The 13,288-nt window shown below is 65.0% G+C and carries 15 protein-coding genes and 10 pseudogenes; 11 read left to right on the top strand and 14 right to left on the bottom strand.

Features of this window, described 5'->3' with window-relative positions:
• Window positions 1–108: 108 nt before the first annotated feature.
• Window positions 109–342 carry a hypothetical protein gene (locus tag ABIE57_RS19565; RefSeq protein ID WP_354540709.1) on the top strand — a complete coding sequence of 78 codons (234 nt, stop codon included), beginning with the start codon at window positions 109–111 and terminating at the stop codon, window positions 340–342.
• Between the two features lie 221 nt (window positions 343–563).
• Here the strand turns inward: ABIE57_RS19565 and ABIE57_RS19560 are convergent.
• Window positions 564–851, bottom strand: a pseudogene (locus tag ABIE57_RS19560) (transposase); the annotation flags it as partial.
• On the opposite strand from ABIE57_RS19560, the pseudogene ABIE57_RS19555 reads away from it, so the two are divergent.
• From ABIE57_RS19555 to ABIE57_RS19540, 4 genes and pseudogenes are all read left to right on the top strand, one after another.
• Window positions 847–1,485: pseudogene (locus tag ABIE57_RS19555) on the top strand (IS256 family transposase); the annotation flags it as partial. The pseudogenes ABIE57_RS19560 and ABIE57_RS19555 overlap by 5 nt on opposite strands.
• 531 nt (window positions 1,486–2,016) lie before the next feature.
• Window positions 2,017–2,286 (top strand): hypothetical protein, encoded by a 270-nt coding sequence (locus tag ABIE57_RS19550; protein ID WP_354540708.1) that lies wholly within the window; start codon window positions 2,017–2,019, stop codon window positions 2,284–2,286.
• Window positions 2,283–2,600 carry a type II toxin-antitoxin system RelE/ParE family toxin gene (locus tag ABIE57_RS19545; protein ID WP_354540707.1) on the top strand — a complete coding sequence of 106 codons (318 nt, stop codon included), beginning with the start codon at window positions 2,283–2,285 and terminating at the stop codon, window positions 2,598–2,600. The genes ABIE57_RS19550 and ABIE57_RS19545 overlap by 4 nt, the downstream gene beginning before the upstream one ends.
• Window positions 2,601–2,752: 152 nt before the next feature.
• The gene (locus ABIE57_RS19540; RefSeq protein ID WP_354540706.1) at window positions 2,753–3,409 is read left to right on the top strand and encodes a hypothetical protein; all 657 of its coding nucleotides are present in this window, start codon (window positions 2,753–2,755) and stop codon (window positions 3,407–3,409) included.
• 44 nt (window positions 3,410–3,453) lie between these two features.
• On the opposite strand, the gene ABIE57_RS19535 is transcribed toward ABIE57_RS19540, so the two are convergent.
• The 6 genes and pseudogenes from ABIE57_RS19535 to ABIE57_RS19510 form a co-directional block, all read right to left on the bottom strand.
• Complete coding sequence (locus tag ABIE57_RS19535) at window positions 3,454–3,648, bottom strand: hypothetical protein (protein ID WP_354540705.1); 195 nt, start codon at window positions 3,646–3,648, stop codon at window positions 3,454–3,456.
• A complete protein-coding gene (locus tag ABIE57_RS19530; protein WP_354540704.1) occupies window positions 3,611–3,865 on the bottom strand; it encodes a hypothetical protein in 255 nt (84 codons plus the stop codon). Before ABIE57_RS19530 ends, ABIE57_RS19535 begins: the two co-directional genes overlap by 38 nt.
• Entirely contained in the window at window positions 3,862–4,536 is a 675-nt protein-coding gene (locus ABIE57_RS19525) for a YcbK family protein (RefSeq protein WP_354540703.1), read from the bottom strand. Before ABIE57_RS19525 ends, ABIE57_RS19530 begins: the two co-directional genes overlap by 4 nt.
• A 70-nt stretch (window positions 4,537–4,606) precedes the next feature.
• Window positions 4,607–4,813, bottom strand: a pseudogene (locus tag ABIE57_RS19520) (hypothetical protein); the annotation flags it as partial.
• A complete protein-coding gene (locus ABIE57_RS19515) occupies window positions 4,801–5,055 on the bottom strand; it encodes a DUF2793 domain-containing protein (protein WP_354540702.1) in 255 nt (84 codons plus the stop codon). The gene ABIE57_RS19515 and the pseudogene ABIE57_RS19520, both read right to left, overlap by 13 nt.
• Window positions 5,056–5,065: 10 nt before the next feature.
• Window positions 5,066–6,922, bottom strand: a pseudogene (locus tag ABIE57_RS19510) (phage tail protein); the annotation flags it as partial.
• Between ABIE57_RS19510 and ABIE57_RS19505 the strand changes: the two are divergent.
• Together ABIE57_RS19505 and ABIE57_RS19500 are read left to right on the top strand one after the other, a co-directional pair.
• Window positions 6,917–7,060, top strand: a pseudogene (locus ABIE57_RS19505) (transposase domain-containing protein); the annotation flags it as partial. The pseudogenes ABIE57_RS19510 and ABIE57_RS19505 overlap by 6 nt on opposite strands.
• Window positions 7,061–7,191: 131 nt before the next feature.
• Complete coding sequence (locus tag ABIE57_RS19500) at window positions 7,192–7,356, top strand: peptidoglycan-binding domain-containing protein (protein WP_354540711.1); 165 nt, start codon at window positions 7,192–7,194, stop codon at window positions 7,354–7,356.
• Window positions 7,357–7,370: 14 nt separating this feature from the next.
• Here ABIE57_RS19500 and ABIE57_RS19495 read toward each other — a convergent pair whose 3' ends face one another.
• From ABIE57_RS19495 to ABIE57_RS19480, 4 genes and pseudogenes are all read right to left on the bottom strand, one after another.
• A complete protein-coding gene (locus ABIE57_RS19495; RefSeq protein WP_354540700.1) occupies window positions 7,371–7,661 on the bottom strand; it encodes a type II toxin-antitoxin system RelE/ParE family toxin in 291 nt (96 codons plus the stop codon).
• Window positions 7,649–7,933: a CopG family ribbon-helix-helix protein gene (locus tag ABIE57_RS19490; protein WP_354540710.1), complete on the bottom strand. Its 285-nt coding sequence runs from the start codon at window positions 7,931–7,933 to the stop codon at window positions 7,649–7,651. Before ABIE57_RS19490 ends, ABIE57_RS19495 begins: the two co-directional genes overlap by 13 nt.
• An 89-nt stretch (window positions 7,934–8,022) precedes the next feature.
• A pseudogene (locus ABIE57_RS19485) lies at window positions 8,023–8,145 on the bottom strand (IS66 family transposase); the annotation flags it as partial.
• A gap of 286 nt (window positions 8,146–8,431) precedes the next feature.
• Window positions 8,432–9,049: pseudogene (locus ABIE57_RS19480) on the bottom strand (S49 family peptidase); the annotation flags it as partial.
• 348 nt (window positions 9,050–9,397) lie between these two features.
• Here ABIE57_RS19480 and ABIE57_RS19475 point away from each other — a divergent pair.
• Together ABIE57_RS19475 and ABIE57_RS19470 are read left to right on the top strand one after the other, a co-directional pair.
• Window positions 9,398–9,661: an AbrB/MazE/SpoVT family DNA-binding domain-containing protein gene (locus ABIE57_RS19475; RefSeq protein ID WP_354540698.1), complete on the top strand. Its 264-nt coding sequence runs from the start codon at window positions 9,398–9,400 to the stop codon at window positions 9,659–9,661.
• Complete coding sequence (locus tag ABIE57_RS19470) at window positions 9,658–10,056, top strand: type II toxin-antitoxin system VapC family toxin (protein ID WP_354540697.1); 399 nt, start codon at window positions 9,658–9,660, stop codon at window positions 10,054–10,056. The genes ABIE57_RS19475 and ABIE57_RS19470 overlap by 4 nt, the downstream gene beginning before the upstream one ends.
• 5 nt (window positions 10,057–10,061) lie before the next feature.
• Here ABIE57_RS19470 and ABIE57_RS19465 read toward each other — a convergent pair.
• The 3 genes and pseudogenes from ABIE57_RS19465 to ABIE57_RS19455 form a co-directional block, all read right to left on the bottom strand.
• Window positions 10,062–11,558: pseudogene (locus tag ABIE57_RS19465) on the bottom strand (phage portal protein).
• A 3-nt stretch (window positions 11,559–11,561) separates the two neighbouring features.
• Entirely contained in the window at window positions 11,562–11,777 is a 216-nt protein-coding gene (locus ABIE57_RS19460; RefSeq protein ID WP_354540696.1) for a phage head-tail joining protein, read from the bottom strand.
• Between the two features lie 25 nt (window positions 11,778–11,802).
• A pseudogene (locus ABIE57_RS19455) lies at window positions 11,803–12,261 on the bottom strand (phage terminase large subunit family protein); the annotation flags it as partial.
• A 20-nt stretch (window positions 12,262–12,281) separates the two neighbouring features.
• Here ABIE57_RS19455 and ABIE57_RS19450 point away from each other — a divergent pair.
• Complete coding sequence (locus tag ABIE57_RS19450) at window positions 12,282–12,461, top strand: hypothetical protein (protein ID WP_354540695.1); 180 nt, start codon at window positions 12,282–12,284, stop codon at window positions 12,459–12,461.
• A gap of 92 nt (window positions 12,462–12,553) precedes the next feature.
• Window positions 12,554–13,176 (top strand): annotated as a pseudogene (locus tag ABIE57_RS19445) (transposase); the annotation flags it as partial.
• Window positions 13,177–13,288: the final 112 nt, after the last annotated feature.

The raw sequence follows: 13,288 nt of genomic DNA, 5'->3' as shown, positions 1-13,288 counted from the left end.
CATCAGCGCCAAGCAGCATAACATCAACCAACAGAGCCGGAGCCCTCCAGACCAAAATCACGCCGCCTGTTCCAAATCATTCGACGACGGACAGGTCCCGCCTTGCGCGTGGTCGAAATCACCGCCCCGCCAGAAATACTGGCCGCCCGCCTTGCCGCACGCGGCCGCGAAAGTGCTGCAGATATCGCCGTGCGCCTTGCCCGCACGGCAGAACTGCCGCGCGACACGCCCGACCTCGTCATACAGAACGCCACAGCGCCCGAGACCGCCATCGCGCGGCTGCACGCCGCCCTGACACCCGCACCCGCGCCAACCGCGTCGAGGAACCGGGGGCGTCCGTGATCCTGACCCGCGAGGCATCATTATGATATTGTCGGCGGGTGTGGTTCGGCATGCGAAACGAAGTGAGGCCAAGCCGGGCGGTCCCAAGGGCCGCATCCGAGGCATTTCTGACCGCATCTTGGCACATCGGGCTGGCATCGGGCGCAGACCCGCGCGCTATGGCGTGCGGTGCTTCAAAGGCGAATTTTCTAAGAGTCTGATTCAAAACTAAGCGAGCATGTTCATATCGTTGCAAGATGACGCGTGACCCGTCGCATGTGGGCGACGAGCACCCAAGCCTCTGCGCTGGCTATGGATTTTTCCCAGTCCTTTGACAGGCGGCGGCATAGCCCCAGCTAGGTAAGGGTGCGCTCGACCACCCATCGGCGGGGCAAGACTTCGAAGCCATCTGCGGTGTCGGAGCGTTTGACGTTCTGGACGGTCCAGCGCCCGATGGCCTTCAGGGCATCGCCCAGTTTGGGGCAGGCATAGCCGCCGTCGGCGAAGATGTGGCACAGCGTGGGTGGTCGCCGCGAGGTTCTGGGCATGGAAATAGGGACTTCCGAGGCAGAACCGACCTGGACGGAGTTTCTGCGTAAGCTGACCTGTCGCGGCCTGCGGGGCGTGAAGCTCGTGATCTCGGATGCTCATGAAGGCATCAAGGCAGCCGTGACAAAGGTGCTGTGCGCCACATGGCAGCGCTGCCGTGTTCATTGCCAGCGAAACGTTCTGGCCCATGCGGGCAAGAGCGGCAGGCGTGTTGTCTCGGCCTTCATCGCCACTGCCTTCGCGCAGGACACCGCAGAAGCAGCAAGCACTCAGTGGCGTGCAGTCGCCGATCAGATCCGCCCCAAGGTGCCAAAGCCGGCGAACATCATGGATGACGCCGAGCACGACGTTCTGGCCTACATGACCTTTCCGAAGGAGCATCGCGCCAAGCTGCACTCCACGAACCCGATCGAACGTCTGAACGGCGAGATAAAGCGCCGCACCGACGTCGTCGGCATCTTTCCAAACGACGATGCCATCATCCGCCTGGTCGGCGCGCTGCTCCTCGAACAAAACGATGAATGGGCGGTCCAGCGGGGGCGATACATGACACTGGAAACCATGGCGCCTTTGAGCGATGATACTATCGTTCGCCTGCCTGTCGTGGCGCGCTGATCAGGCAGGCCCGCGCCGGATGTCATGGTGATCTTCGAGGCCAGCTACACCATTCAATGGGACACGATCAACAACCGGATGGAAGCCTCCTATCTCGGCGCTCTTGCGTGCCGAAACCAGCGTAAGGTCGACGACGCCATTCCTACGGGTCAAGAGCATATTGAGCGGTCATTTACATCTTAGACCAAACGTGAATCTCGCGGTTTTCAACAGGAACATCACGGAAATATCTGATCCTGCGCAGACATGTGGATGCCAGTCAAACAACACACCTCAAATCAGGTAGGCTACGGCGGTAGCGGCCTCCCGCAACCAAACTCCTTAATCTTTCCAAACAGTTAGAACCCGACAAAAAAACTTGTGTACGGCCCGCGCAAAAACGGGTCAACGCCAAGTCAACGTTTCGCACGTCCCCCTGAAAACCCAGGGGCTTTTTGCGTTTGGGGGTCTTGGGCAACGGCGTTGCGTCCGCCACGGTTGAAACCATCGTCCCGATCCAGTATATGACTCAGTCATACCATGGAGGCACGGATGACCGTCAAAACCACCCTCAGCTTCACCGACCGCCACCACCAGTTCCTGTCGGAAAAGGTCGGGCAGGGCGTGTTTGCGACCCAGAGCGCTGCCGTGGCGGCCGCGCTGGAACAGATGATGCAGGACGAACAGGAGCGCGACGTGGCCCTCTCGGCCCTCGCGCGGGAAATTCGCGCACGGATGGAAACGCCCCGCGAAGCCTTCATCGATCAGGACGATGCCTTTGCTGCTGCCCGCCGCACCATCGGGGCGGTACGCGGCGCGTGAACTACCGCATTCGTTTCCACCCACTTGTCGCGCGTGATCTTGATGCCATCGCCCAGTGGATTCTCGATCATGCCGGTCACGAAGCGGCCGCCCGCAAGCTGGCCGAGATCGAGGCGGCCATCGCGACGCTGAAGGCCACACCGCACAAAGGTAGCCTGCGCGATGAAATCGCCCCTGGCTTGCGTGCTATCCCGGCAGGAAGGAAAGCCGTCATTGCCTTCGTCGTTGACGATGACGCCGCCGAAGTGCTTGTTTATGCAGTCACCTATGGCGGCGCGGATTGGGCCATGCGCAGCCGCGCGCGCCGCCGGTAGTGGAGCAGAGGCCACCCGCACGCACGCGTCTGATCGCGCTGGACGGCGTAATCGCTGAGCATGCGGACGATCATCGCGGTGCACGCCCCTGTGGTTCTTGCGCGAAATGCCGATTAGACTGCAGGGATCGAAGGCGATGACGGGGGAAAACGATGGCGGCGCGTGACAGGAAACAATCGGTAGATGACGGGGCAATGCGCGCGCTCCTGAAACGCCATGCGTGCCCGATCGGATATCATCAGCTTCGGTCCCGCTTCATGGGCAATATTGCGACGCCGGATATGCAAGCGTCGCCCATGCAGGAAATTAAGCGGATCTGGAACGATGAACTGCCGGAATTTGAAGATCAAAAAGAGGCGGAGGCATTCTTCGGCGCGCTCCTGCAGGGCATGTGGAATGGGCTGGGCGCGCACCAGAAGCGCAATGATCCCTTCAAGCTTGCACGGGTAAAGACGGCTCCGGCCAGCTATGAATATCTGGCCCGGCTTGCGAAGGTGCGCCGCGAGGAAATCGAGGGGTTTCTCGACGGGCTGTTCGCGGGGAAGGGCGAGATGGATTTTCCCGAAAGCGCGCACAAGGCTGTCGGTATCCTGGGCGAATTGCGCGCCTTGTTTGCGGCGACCGAGGATCTTGCGACCACCCCTCCGGGTCCCGCCGACGTATCGAGCCTGGAACAGACCGCCAGGCACCTGCGGGAATTGACCCGTATTTCCGAGGTCGAAATCAATACAATCATCCAGTCATGCCGCAAGGCGCGCCAGCAGATGCTGGAAACCCGTGTCATGGAGCGACCGGACCGGCTGCATTGATGCCTCCGGCTCTTCCCGCGTGATACGTGCCCGGGGCCCGGTCTTCACCCACAGGCCCGCGCCTGATCGCGCAGGACGGCGTAATCGCTGAGCATACGGACGATCATCGCGCCTTCGGGCAGCGCCGCGACCTCGGTGGCGGCGCGGGCCTGATCGACGCGACTGTATGCGACGACTGGCGGGCAGACCTGTTGCGGCCCGTCAGAACCGCCCGTCGCGCAGCCGCTGAGCCAGAGCATCAGGGTCAGGGGGGCGGTGAGCGGCCGCTTCCAGCATCTGGCGGTGGATGGCATTGTTGGTCTCCGATGTTTGCAGACGCTCGGCCAGCCGCCCGGCGCGTTCCCCGGCGCGGCGGAGGTTCAAGAGGAACAGAGCGATGGTGAGGGCGGCCAGCATCAGGCCCAGCGTTTCGCGCGCCGGGCCGCTGGCGATGAAGGATGCAATCCAGCCGATCATCTCTGGCCCCGCTTCCAGTCGTCGATCCGGGCGTGGATGGCGACGGCGATGCCGATCAGCGCCAGGGCGATGAACACCCAGCGCAGGGTGTCGAGGTAAGGCACCAGCGGCAGGAGGGCGGATTGGGTTTCCGCGAGGACGTCCTGTGCCACCTCGATTCCGGCCGCGCCGACCGTGGCCACCCCTGCCGCGCCACTGCCCTTTAGGGTGCGACTGTCGGCCAGCACTTCGCGGGCGGGGGCGACCTCCGGCACGAAGGGCGTGGCGCGCGGTGGGAAAGGCTCGCCCCAGCTGCGCTCGGACCCGAGGTCGATATGCATGAAGTTTGATCGCGGGTAATAACCGAAGCCGAGGAAGCCCGCCGCCCGTGCGGCTGCCTCGAATGCCACCGGATCGTGGTTTGACATGGCGATATCAAAGGCGGTGCCTTCCATGTGTTTGGACTGACGCGCGCCGCCGACCGCCTTGTTATGCGCGGGGCTGCGATAGCCGGAGAGCACGATCAGCGGCTTGCCGAGGCGGTTGCGCAGGTTCTGCAGCGCGTCCATGGCCTGCGTGTTGATCCTGATCGTGCCGTCACCGCGGCTGGCGATCTCGGCGGGGGAAAAGCTGGGCCAGCGCCAGGTGCTGTCGGGCACGTCGCGGAAATGGGCATAGGTGGTGGTCGGCATTTGGGATCCTCCGGAAATGCAAAACCCGCCGGGTCAGGGCGGGTCGGGGGCAGGTTTGGTGTGGTGATCGTCAGTCGGTGCGGTCGCGCTGAAACGCCTCGAACATCAGATCCCGCATGGCGCGGATGTCGGTTTCGATCCGTTCCAGCCGGTCGGCATCGCCCTTGCGGTCCTCGGCGCGCTGGCGGTCGACGCGGTCGCGCTCCTGGTCAAGTTCCCGCTCAAACCGGGCCAGCATGGCGTCATTGGTGAAGGCCCGGCGCGTCACCGCAGCCAGGCGCCATCGGTCCAGAGCGCAACGTTCAGATCCCACCCCGCCCAGTCGCCGGTCGCACCGGAGCCGACGATGTAGCGGTCGCCGTCGGCGGGGCTGCCGGGCGGGGCGGTCAGGTCGCGGTCGCGGACGGAGAGCTGGACGAGCCCGTCGAGCAGCCGCAGCGCCTCATTGTGGGTGACGTGCTTCTGGGCCTGCGCCGCCAGGATGAACGGCAAGAGCAGGTTCGTGGTGGCATCGGCCATGATCTATCCTTCAGAAACTCAGCGTGACGGTCTTGGGCGCGCCCCGCCCGACGCGGGCGGAAAGCTGGAAGATGCGAATGTCGAGCGTGTCGCCGGGGCCGAGTGGCGCGCCCCAGTCGGACGTTTGCTGGGCCGCCGTGTAGACCGCGCTGGTGATGGCCGTAGACAGGGTTCGTTTCACGACCGCGCCATCGAGGATCTCGACCTCATAGGCTTCCAGTTCCTCCGCCATCGGCACTTCGACCGCGCCCCAGCTGTCGGCTGAAAGTGCGCGGGATCGGCGCGTCCAGCGGATGGTCAGATCGCCGGGGGTGCGCGGCCTGCGCCACGGCTGTTCGACATGGACGACCGAGAATGGCTGCAGCCCGACGCTCTCGGGCGTGAAAGCTTGCGCAACATAGGTCTCGTCGCTCACCGGTCGGCTGGCGGGGCCGATGCGCCAGTTCCACGGCAGCCCGAGATCGGCCTCGGCAATCGGCAGCGAGGCGAGCGTGTTGTCCAGCACGACGATCCGCGCGCCCGCGGGGGCCGGGTTGCCCATCGCCTCTTCCGTGCCGCGCTGGCCGCGCAACAAGCGCGTCAGCCGGTACCGGCCGGGCGCCAGCAGTTCCGCCGCGCCCGCCTGGACGATCTCCCAGACGCCGGAGGCCGTTTCCACCGCCAGCGCGTTGGCGCCGCCGAACAGCGTCAGGTCGGTGACGCTTTCCAGCGTGCCGGTCAGCAGATCGATCACCAGCGCATTGCCGAGATCGAAGCGCGCGGTGGGACCCGGCCACAAATCCGACACCAGCGCCCCGATCCGCGCCCGGCCGCCAAAACTGGTCAGCAGATCGAAGCCATCGGTCGCGGGGCTGCGGTAGACCGCCATCTCGCCGGGCCAGGGAACGGCATGGGTCGCGACAAGGGGCCGATGCGCGGGCTGGTCCTCGCCGATCTGCGGCAGGTCCATCAGCAGCGCCACGGGCGGGCCGAACACGATGGCCTTCGAAAGCGCCGAGGTCCGGGCCTGCCCGAGCGGCAGATCGTAGGCCTCGCGGTCCTGGCGCACCGCCTCGATGCCGCGCGCCTCGGCGTCGGCAATGGAGACGAGCCGCAGCGGGACGGACCGGCCGTCATTCTCAAGGTTGACCACATCGGCCGGATCGAGGGCCAATCGCGAGGGCGGCAGGCGGAAGGCGGCGCCCTCGCGCCCGATCCACGCCTCCATCAGCGCGCGACGGGCGCGGCGCTCGGCTTCCTCGGGCGGCACCGCCATCGGGAAGGTCTCGGAGGCAACGCGCGTGGTGTCCACGGTGATGCGGCGCACCTCGACGACGGCGGCGTCGTAATCCTCGTCCGCGCGAGCGACCTGCCATTTGAGCGCCTGCGGCAGTTCAGTCTCCTGGCCGCGGGTGAGGTCCAGCACGTCGCCGTCGCGGGCCCCGCTGCCTGCGCTCAGAGCGACCAGATCGTCGGGCGTGACGGTGGTGACCGCCGCCCGGCCGCGCATCATGAAGCGGATCACACCCTCGGTCTCGACGGCATCAAACCCGAAATGCCGCGCGAGCGGTCCGATCGAGGCGCGCGGAGACTCGAGCGCGGTGATGACATAACCCTCGACAGCGCCCCATAACTCGGAGACGTCGATCTGGTCTTCCGGCAGGCCGGCGCGCAGGCTGAGGTGGCGGACGAGGGCGGCGAGCGACACCGCGCCGAGCCGCCCGGTCAGCCAGTGCCCGCGCCGTCAGTTCGCGCCATCGGTCCAGACGTCGGTGAGTTCGGGGAAGAACGGATAGGGCCGCGCGTCCCAGGTCCAGGCGGCGCAATCGGGGATATGCACCATCCGGTCGCCTGAGAGCGATGACACCGGGTTGTTCGCGGGATCGCCTCGCTGATCGAAACCTGCAAGGTCAATGGCGTCGAACCCTTCGCCTATCTCAAGACCACCCTGACAGCCATCGCCAACGGCCACCCCCAAAGCCGCCTCGACGACCTGCTGCCGTGGAACTTCACGCCGTCAAGCTGACCCGACCGTGGTCCCCAGCGACCGCTTACGATGCAACCTTTGAACTGGCTGGAAGCGAGGAGGCCTTCGAAGACGTTGCCGGGGCTTGTGGTTGGACAACGCTATCCCTGACCTAGGACGATTATCGTGCCATCCAGACCCTCTTGAACGGAGGAGGCTTCAATGCTGGCACGCCAGATGGGCAATGGGGTTCAGGCTCCAAGGAGGCAATGAGAGCCTTCCAGACGTCTATCGGCATTCCCGCGACGGGCGCCCCTGACCGGGCTACGTTGCAGAAACTTGGCTTCGGAGGCTAACGGTCACAGTACGGTCAGTAGCCAGCATCGCGCTGATGGCGCACGGCCAAAACCACCGCCGTTTCACCATCAAACCGATAAAGCGACACATAACCGCTGTCGCCGAAGGTGATGAACCACTCGCGGAATTCCGGCTCCATATCCGCGACCGGCCGTCCGGCCCCCGGTTGATCGCGCAGGATGTTCATGCCCTCGCGGATGGATTTGGCCGCGCGGCGGGCGGCATCGGGGTTCTTGTCTGAAAGGAAACGGTAAAGTCGTTCGACATCCCGCAGCGCGGCGGGCGACCAGATCAGTCGTGGCATTCAGGTGCTGCCGCCTCTTCGCCTGCTTCCAGCCTGGCAAGCCAGGCATCGGCTTCGTCATGTGTGATGTGCTTGCCCGTCGCTTGAAACTCCTCCCAGGCCTGCAACCCGGCCTGGCGAAACGCCTCGCGTTTCTCTTCGCGCTCGACGAACTGCGCTACCGCCTCGCGCAGCATCCAATGCGTGGAGCGGTCTTTGGCATCCGCCAACCGCTTGAGGCGGTCGCGGGTATCCTGATCGAGCTTTACGGCGATGGGGCGGACGGCGTTCATGCGGGTGACTCCGGATGGGTATTCATCAGTATTACCTTTAGCACAACTGCATCCCTTGCAGAAGTCACAATTCAGAAAGTGCGCCGTCATGCCCAGGCGATGCCGCCTTCGTCGTGACCGGCGAAGAGCGCATTCTTGCGATTGAGGGCAATCGGGCGGATCAGGTTTTCGACCCTGTTGGAGTCGATCTCGACGCGGCCATCGGTCAGAAAGGCGCGCCGCCTGCGCGCAGACCTGCGCCACCTCGGCGGCCTCGGCGCGAATGGCGTCGGCGGTCATTGTGGTGGGCACAGCATCACCCACCGCTGCCGGAATCTCTGGAGCTGCAGCGACGGTTGCTGTCGCGGCGGGAGCGGCGGAAATATGAGCCGGGTTCGGCGTGTCGGAGGGCGCGTCAGTGGACGTGGTGGTCATCTGTAGACCCTTTCTGCTGGAGGGAATGGTGCCGCGCGGGGCGGCGGCGAAAGCGTGGAAAGCGGTGACGGGATCGGCAAGATCATCGGCCAGACCGGCAGCGATGGCGTCAGCCCCGCGGAACACGGCGGCTTCCGTGGCCAGCGCCGCCGCGTGGCTCAGCCGATTCCCGCGCCCGGCGGCGACGGTTTCCGCGAAAAGGAAGCGCACCACCTCGAGCTCGCGCTGCATCTGGTCGTGCACGGCTTCCGGCAGCGGCTGGTACGGATTGGCATCGATCTTGTGCACGCCCGCGTGGATCAACGTGACACTGAGGCCCTTCTGATCCAGCGCCCCGCTCATATCGGTGTGCAGGGCCACCACGCCGATGCTGCCGACAGCCCCCGTGCGGGGCAGGATGATCCTGTCGGTCTGGGAGGCCAGAACATAACCAGCGGAAAGGGCATGTTCGGCGACAAAGGCCTGGACGGGTTTCTGCGTCCGCGCCGCCCGGATGCGGTCGGCCAGATCAAAGGCCCCGGCCACCTCGCCACCAAAGCTGTCGATGTCGAGCGCAATGCCGCGCACGCCGGGATCGGCCAGCGCTGCCTGCAATTGGGCTGCGATCCCCTCATAAGAGGTCAGGCCAGAGGACTGCCCGATCCACGCCCCGCGATGCACCAGCGTTCCGGCAATTTCGATCACCGCAATACCGTCCACCATCGCAAAGGGCTGGGTGCCATTCCGCTGGTGACGCTGGGCAAGATCATTGCCGAAGAGCGAGGCGCGGGCGGGCAGGGCCGCCGCTGCTTGATCCGAAGCGTCGACCTCCAGCCCTTGGAGGGTGATTTCCTGCCCGGTGATCCGAGGCCCCAACCCCGACAGGAAGGCCAGCGCCTTGGCCGGATCCACCATAAGCGGGGTGTTGAAGGCGCGTTGGGCGATCTGGGCGTGGTGCATGTTCAGGGTCCTGACCGCCCTGTCTTGCGGTGACAGAGGGTCTCATCTTGATTTTCCGGGGGATGTGCCGATATAGTAAGGAGATACGCCAATAAGTAAGGAATCGCGGTGATGCAGGAATCGACGGTGACCATCAAAGGCCAGACGACCCTGCCGCGCGATGTGCGGGCGGCGCTTGGTCTCAAGAGCGGTGACAAGGTGCGCTATGTCGTGATGAACGGCGAGGTCAGGCTGCTGAAAGCCCGGCCCGTGGCAGAGCTTGAAGGCGTCCTCGCGCGGCCTGATGCGCAGACAAATGCGGGGCCTGTCAGCCTTGACGAGATGGATGAGGCCATCGCAGCCGGGGCAGCGGATGGGATGCGCCCCGCCAAATGATCGCCATCGACACCAATGTGCTGGTCCGCTTTCTGACCCAGGATGACCCGGAGCAGGCGGCGGCGGCCAGCGCCTTCATGCGCGGCCTCACTCCTGCAGCGCCGGGGTTCATCAGCCGCGAAGTGATGGTCGAACTGGTCTGGGTGCTGGAGCGCGCCTATCGATTTTCGCGCGCCGAGGTCTCTGCCGCGCTGGAAGGCTTGCTGGCGGCGATCGAGATCGAGGTCGAGGCGGCGGATGATGTCGGCTCGGCGGTGTTTCGATATCGCGATGACGGGTTCGGTTTCTCCGACCTGATGATTGCCGCAGCCGCGCGTCGCGCCGGGGCCGCGAAGCTGGTGACATTTGATCGCAAGGCCGCGTGCCTGCCCGGCGTCGATCTTTTGCCCACCTGATCGCATCATGCACCCCCCTTTGAGTCGGGTTTCTCGTCGCCGGTGTCGTCGGCCGCGCCGTCCTTTTCTGCGTTGGGTTCTTCATCCGTCTTGCCGCTTTCGCCCGGCCCCTGTGCAGGCGACCCCGGACGGCGGAAGTCGAGGCCCAGAGCCAGTTCGCGGTTGCGTTCAGCGGCGATTTCCCGGTCCACCTGTTCGGCGTCATAGCCGCGCTCCGCCAGCGCCTGCGTGCGCGATTTCAGCTCTGCCTCGATCTGCAGGATCTCGGCCGAGGCGTCCTTCATCGGGTCGATCCAGTCCCATTTCGTGGGAAGCCAGGCGCAGGCCTGATAGTGGCGGCGCTGGCTGTCATAACCCTGCAGGTCCAGCGCGCCCGACAGCACGGCGGTGTCCATCCAGCGCACCCAGACCGCGCGGCAGAGCTGATAGACCAGCACGCCATGCTGTCAGGCCGATATCCGGCGGCGGAATTCGATCAGCGAGATGCGGGTGTTCGAGAAGTTGCCCTTGGCGGTGTCGCCGGTCAGATAGCCGTAAGGAATGCCCAGCGCTGCCGCGATCTGCAGCAGGGTGCGGTACTGAAACGGCTCATAGGTGCCGCCGGAGTCTGGTGTGGCCGGGGTCGAGACATCCTCGCCGGGATCGAGCCGCACCACCTGTCCCGGTTCCACCTCCAGATCCTCCTCGGTCGGTTCCAGCGGCGTTTCCGGCGCGGGCGAGGTGATGAACATCGCGAACATCGCGGCGATCTTCTTTCGCTCCAGCTCGGCGTCGTCATAGAGGTCCAGCGTGAACAGCTTGACGATGGCGGCCGCAAACCGCGACACGCCGCGCAGCTGGCCCGCCTCGACCGGGTCCAGCACATGGATCACATCCGTAGCGGGCACGCGGACAGTCTCCCCTGCGAGCCCCGGATCGGTCATGTCGCCCGGGTGGCGGCGCAGGAAGTGATAGGCGACGCGGCGGCCGATACCATCGAACTCGATGCCCTGCCGGGTCAGCCCGGCGCCGGGCAGGCTGCGGTTCATGTCGAGCGGCAGCATTTCCGCAGGCAGCATCTGCAATTACAGGGGAACGGTGAGGCCGTCTTCCGCCCGGCGCGGGCGGATGCGCAGTAAGACCTCGCCCGACAGAAACACCTCGCGCGCGGCGCGGCGCTGCAGCCCGTAGAAATCCGTTAACCCTTCGGCGTCGGCCTCATCGGTCCAGGCCAGCCACAGCGCCTGCAACTCTTCCTTCCTGGCGGCATCCGCGATGGTTGACGATGGTTTGATGCCGTCGCCGACCACATTGCTGGCAAAACTCTCCACCGCATTCGCGGCATAGCCATTGTTCCTTACCAGCCAGCGGGCGCGGGCGGTGATCGTGTCGCCCGAGGCGGCGATCAGCGTGTTCACATGGGCGCGGCTGGCCCGGAAACCTCGAAGCCGCCGGTGGGCCTGTGCGGCATCAAAGCCTCCGATGATCGACCCCAGCCGCTGGCGAAAAGCCTCGAACGCCATGGATCACAGGCCCTTCGTCGCGACAGTGCCCCAGCGACGGCGACGCGGTGTGCCGGTGGTGGCGGTGGCAATCCGGGTTTCCAGATCGGCGATGGCATTCGCCAGTTCCGCGTCCGAGCCATAGGTGATGGTCTTGCCGTCATAGCTGACCGAGCGGACGCCCGCGTAACGGGCCTCCTGCAGTGCGGCCAGCAGGGCGCGCATCCGTTCCAGATCCATCTCAGTCCCTCATGAAGTTCGGTGTGTAGGCGTCGACCTCATCAAGAAAGATGTAGCGTGCGGGCATCGAGCGCAGGCCGGTGGCCGAGTTCGCCCCGGTCAGCACCAGGATGCCGCCGGGGAATTCCTTGGACAGCATCGAATTGCCCGCATCGCGCGAGCGGGCCGGTTGCACGCGCTCCCGCAGGGCCGGGCTGTCCTCGATCAGCGGATCGAGCCGCCCGCGCGACGTCCGCTTGGCCATCTCCACCGTCGGCAGCACCGCCAGCATCGGACCTGGTGCGTGGTGGATGACAAAGCCGATCCAGTTGTTGCCCGCCTCCGTGGCACCCACCTGTGCCGCCTTCATGAAGCTCACGCGCTGCGCCGGGTGGCGCGGCGACAGCGCATCCATGATCTCGCGCAGATAGGGCGTGCGCGCGGTGCGGTATTGCCCCGGCTCGGCCGAGGCCCGCGACGACAGCTTGCGATGCGCATCCGCCCATCCGCATCGACCACGCCGCAGTGCCCACGCCCCTGAACAGCAGGGACCCGGACGCGGTGGCCCGGATGATCGAGGCTGCGCTGCGCGACGAGGGCATCAAGGCCGAGGCCTCGGACGTGATCTCGCATCTGAAGATCGAGCTACCGACCACCCAGCTGGTCGCTGCCAGCGCGATGCTGGCCAGCTTGCAGCTGATCTGAAGGAGCTTCCAATGGACATTTCCTTCAACTGGCCTGCTGCCGGTTTGGTGGACACGAAGATAAGATCGTGACCAAGGAACTGGAGATCGGACATGGTAAGACGGAAGTTCACGGAGGAGTTCAAGTTTGAGGCTGTAAAGCTGGTGACAGATCGGGGCGTTGCGGTGGCGCAGGCGGCCCGAGATCTGGATCTGGCCGAAAGCGTGCTGCGTCGGTGGATGCGGGAGGCCGCAGTAGCCCCGATCACAGCGTTCCCTGGCAATGGCCAGCAGCGTGCCGAGCTGGCAGAGATCGCAGCTCTGAAGAAAGAGGTCGCCAAGCTCAGGGCGGAGCGTGACATCCTAAAAAAAGCCGCGGCATTCTTCGCGAGGGAAGCGACATGAGGTTCGCCTTCATCGCGAAGCACCGGCATATCTGGCCGGTCAGCTGGCTGTGCGAGGTTCTGGAGGTCTCACGCTCGGGCTTCCATGCATGGCTGAACCGCTCTCTCAGCGACCGAGCGATCCTTGATGCGAAGCTCGTCACGGCCATCGACACGAGTTTCAAGGCCAGCGACCGGACCTATGGCACCCGCCGTGTCTGGCATGACGTCCTTGAAGAAGGTCTGATCTGCGGCCGTCACCGGATCGAGCGGTTGATGCGCCAGAATGCATTGAAAGCACGCCCAAAACGGCGCGGAAAGCCTGGGGACGATGGAGAACGATCGGTCATCGCCGACAGTGAGCCGGTGAACGCCACTGATGAAGTGGATGGCTCCCGCTTTCGGCATCGCAATGTGCCATGTTGGGTGCTGTGAAACGGCCAACAAAGGGAGCCATCCATGGACA

The organism is Roseovarius sp. MBR-6, from assembly GCF_040547525.1.
GTDB lineage: Bacteria > Pseudomonadota > Alphaproteobacteria > Rhodobacterales > Rhodobacteraceae > Roseovarius.
The sequence above is the reverse complement of the archived record's forward strand: the minus strand, read 5'-3'. Positions and strand labels throughout refer to the sequence as shown.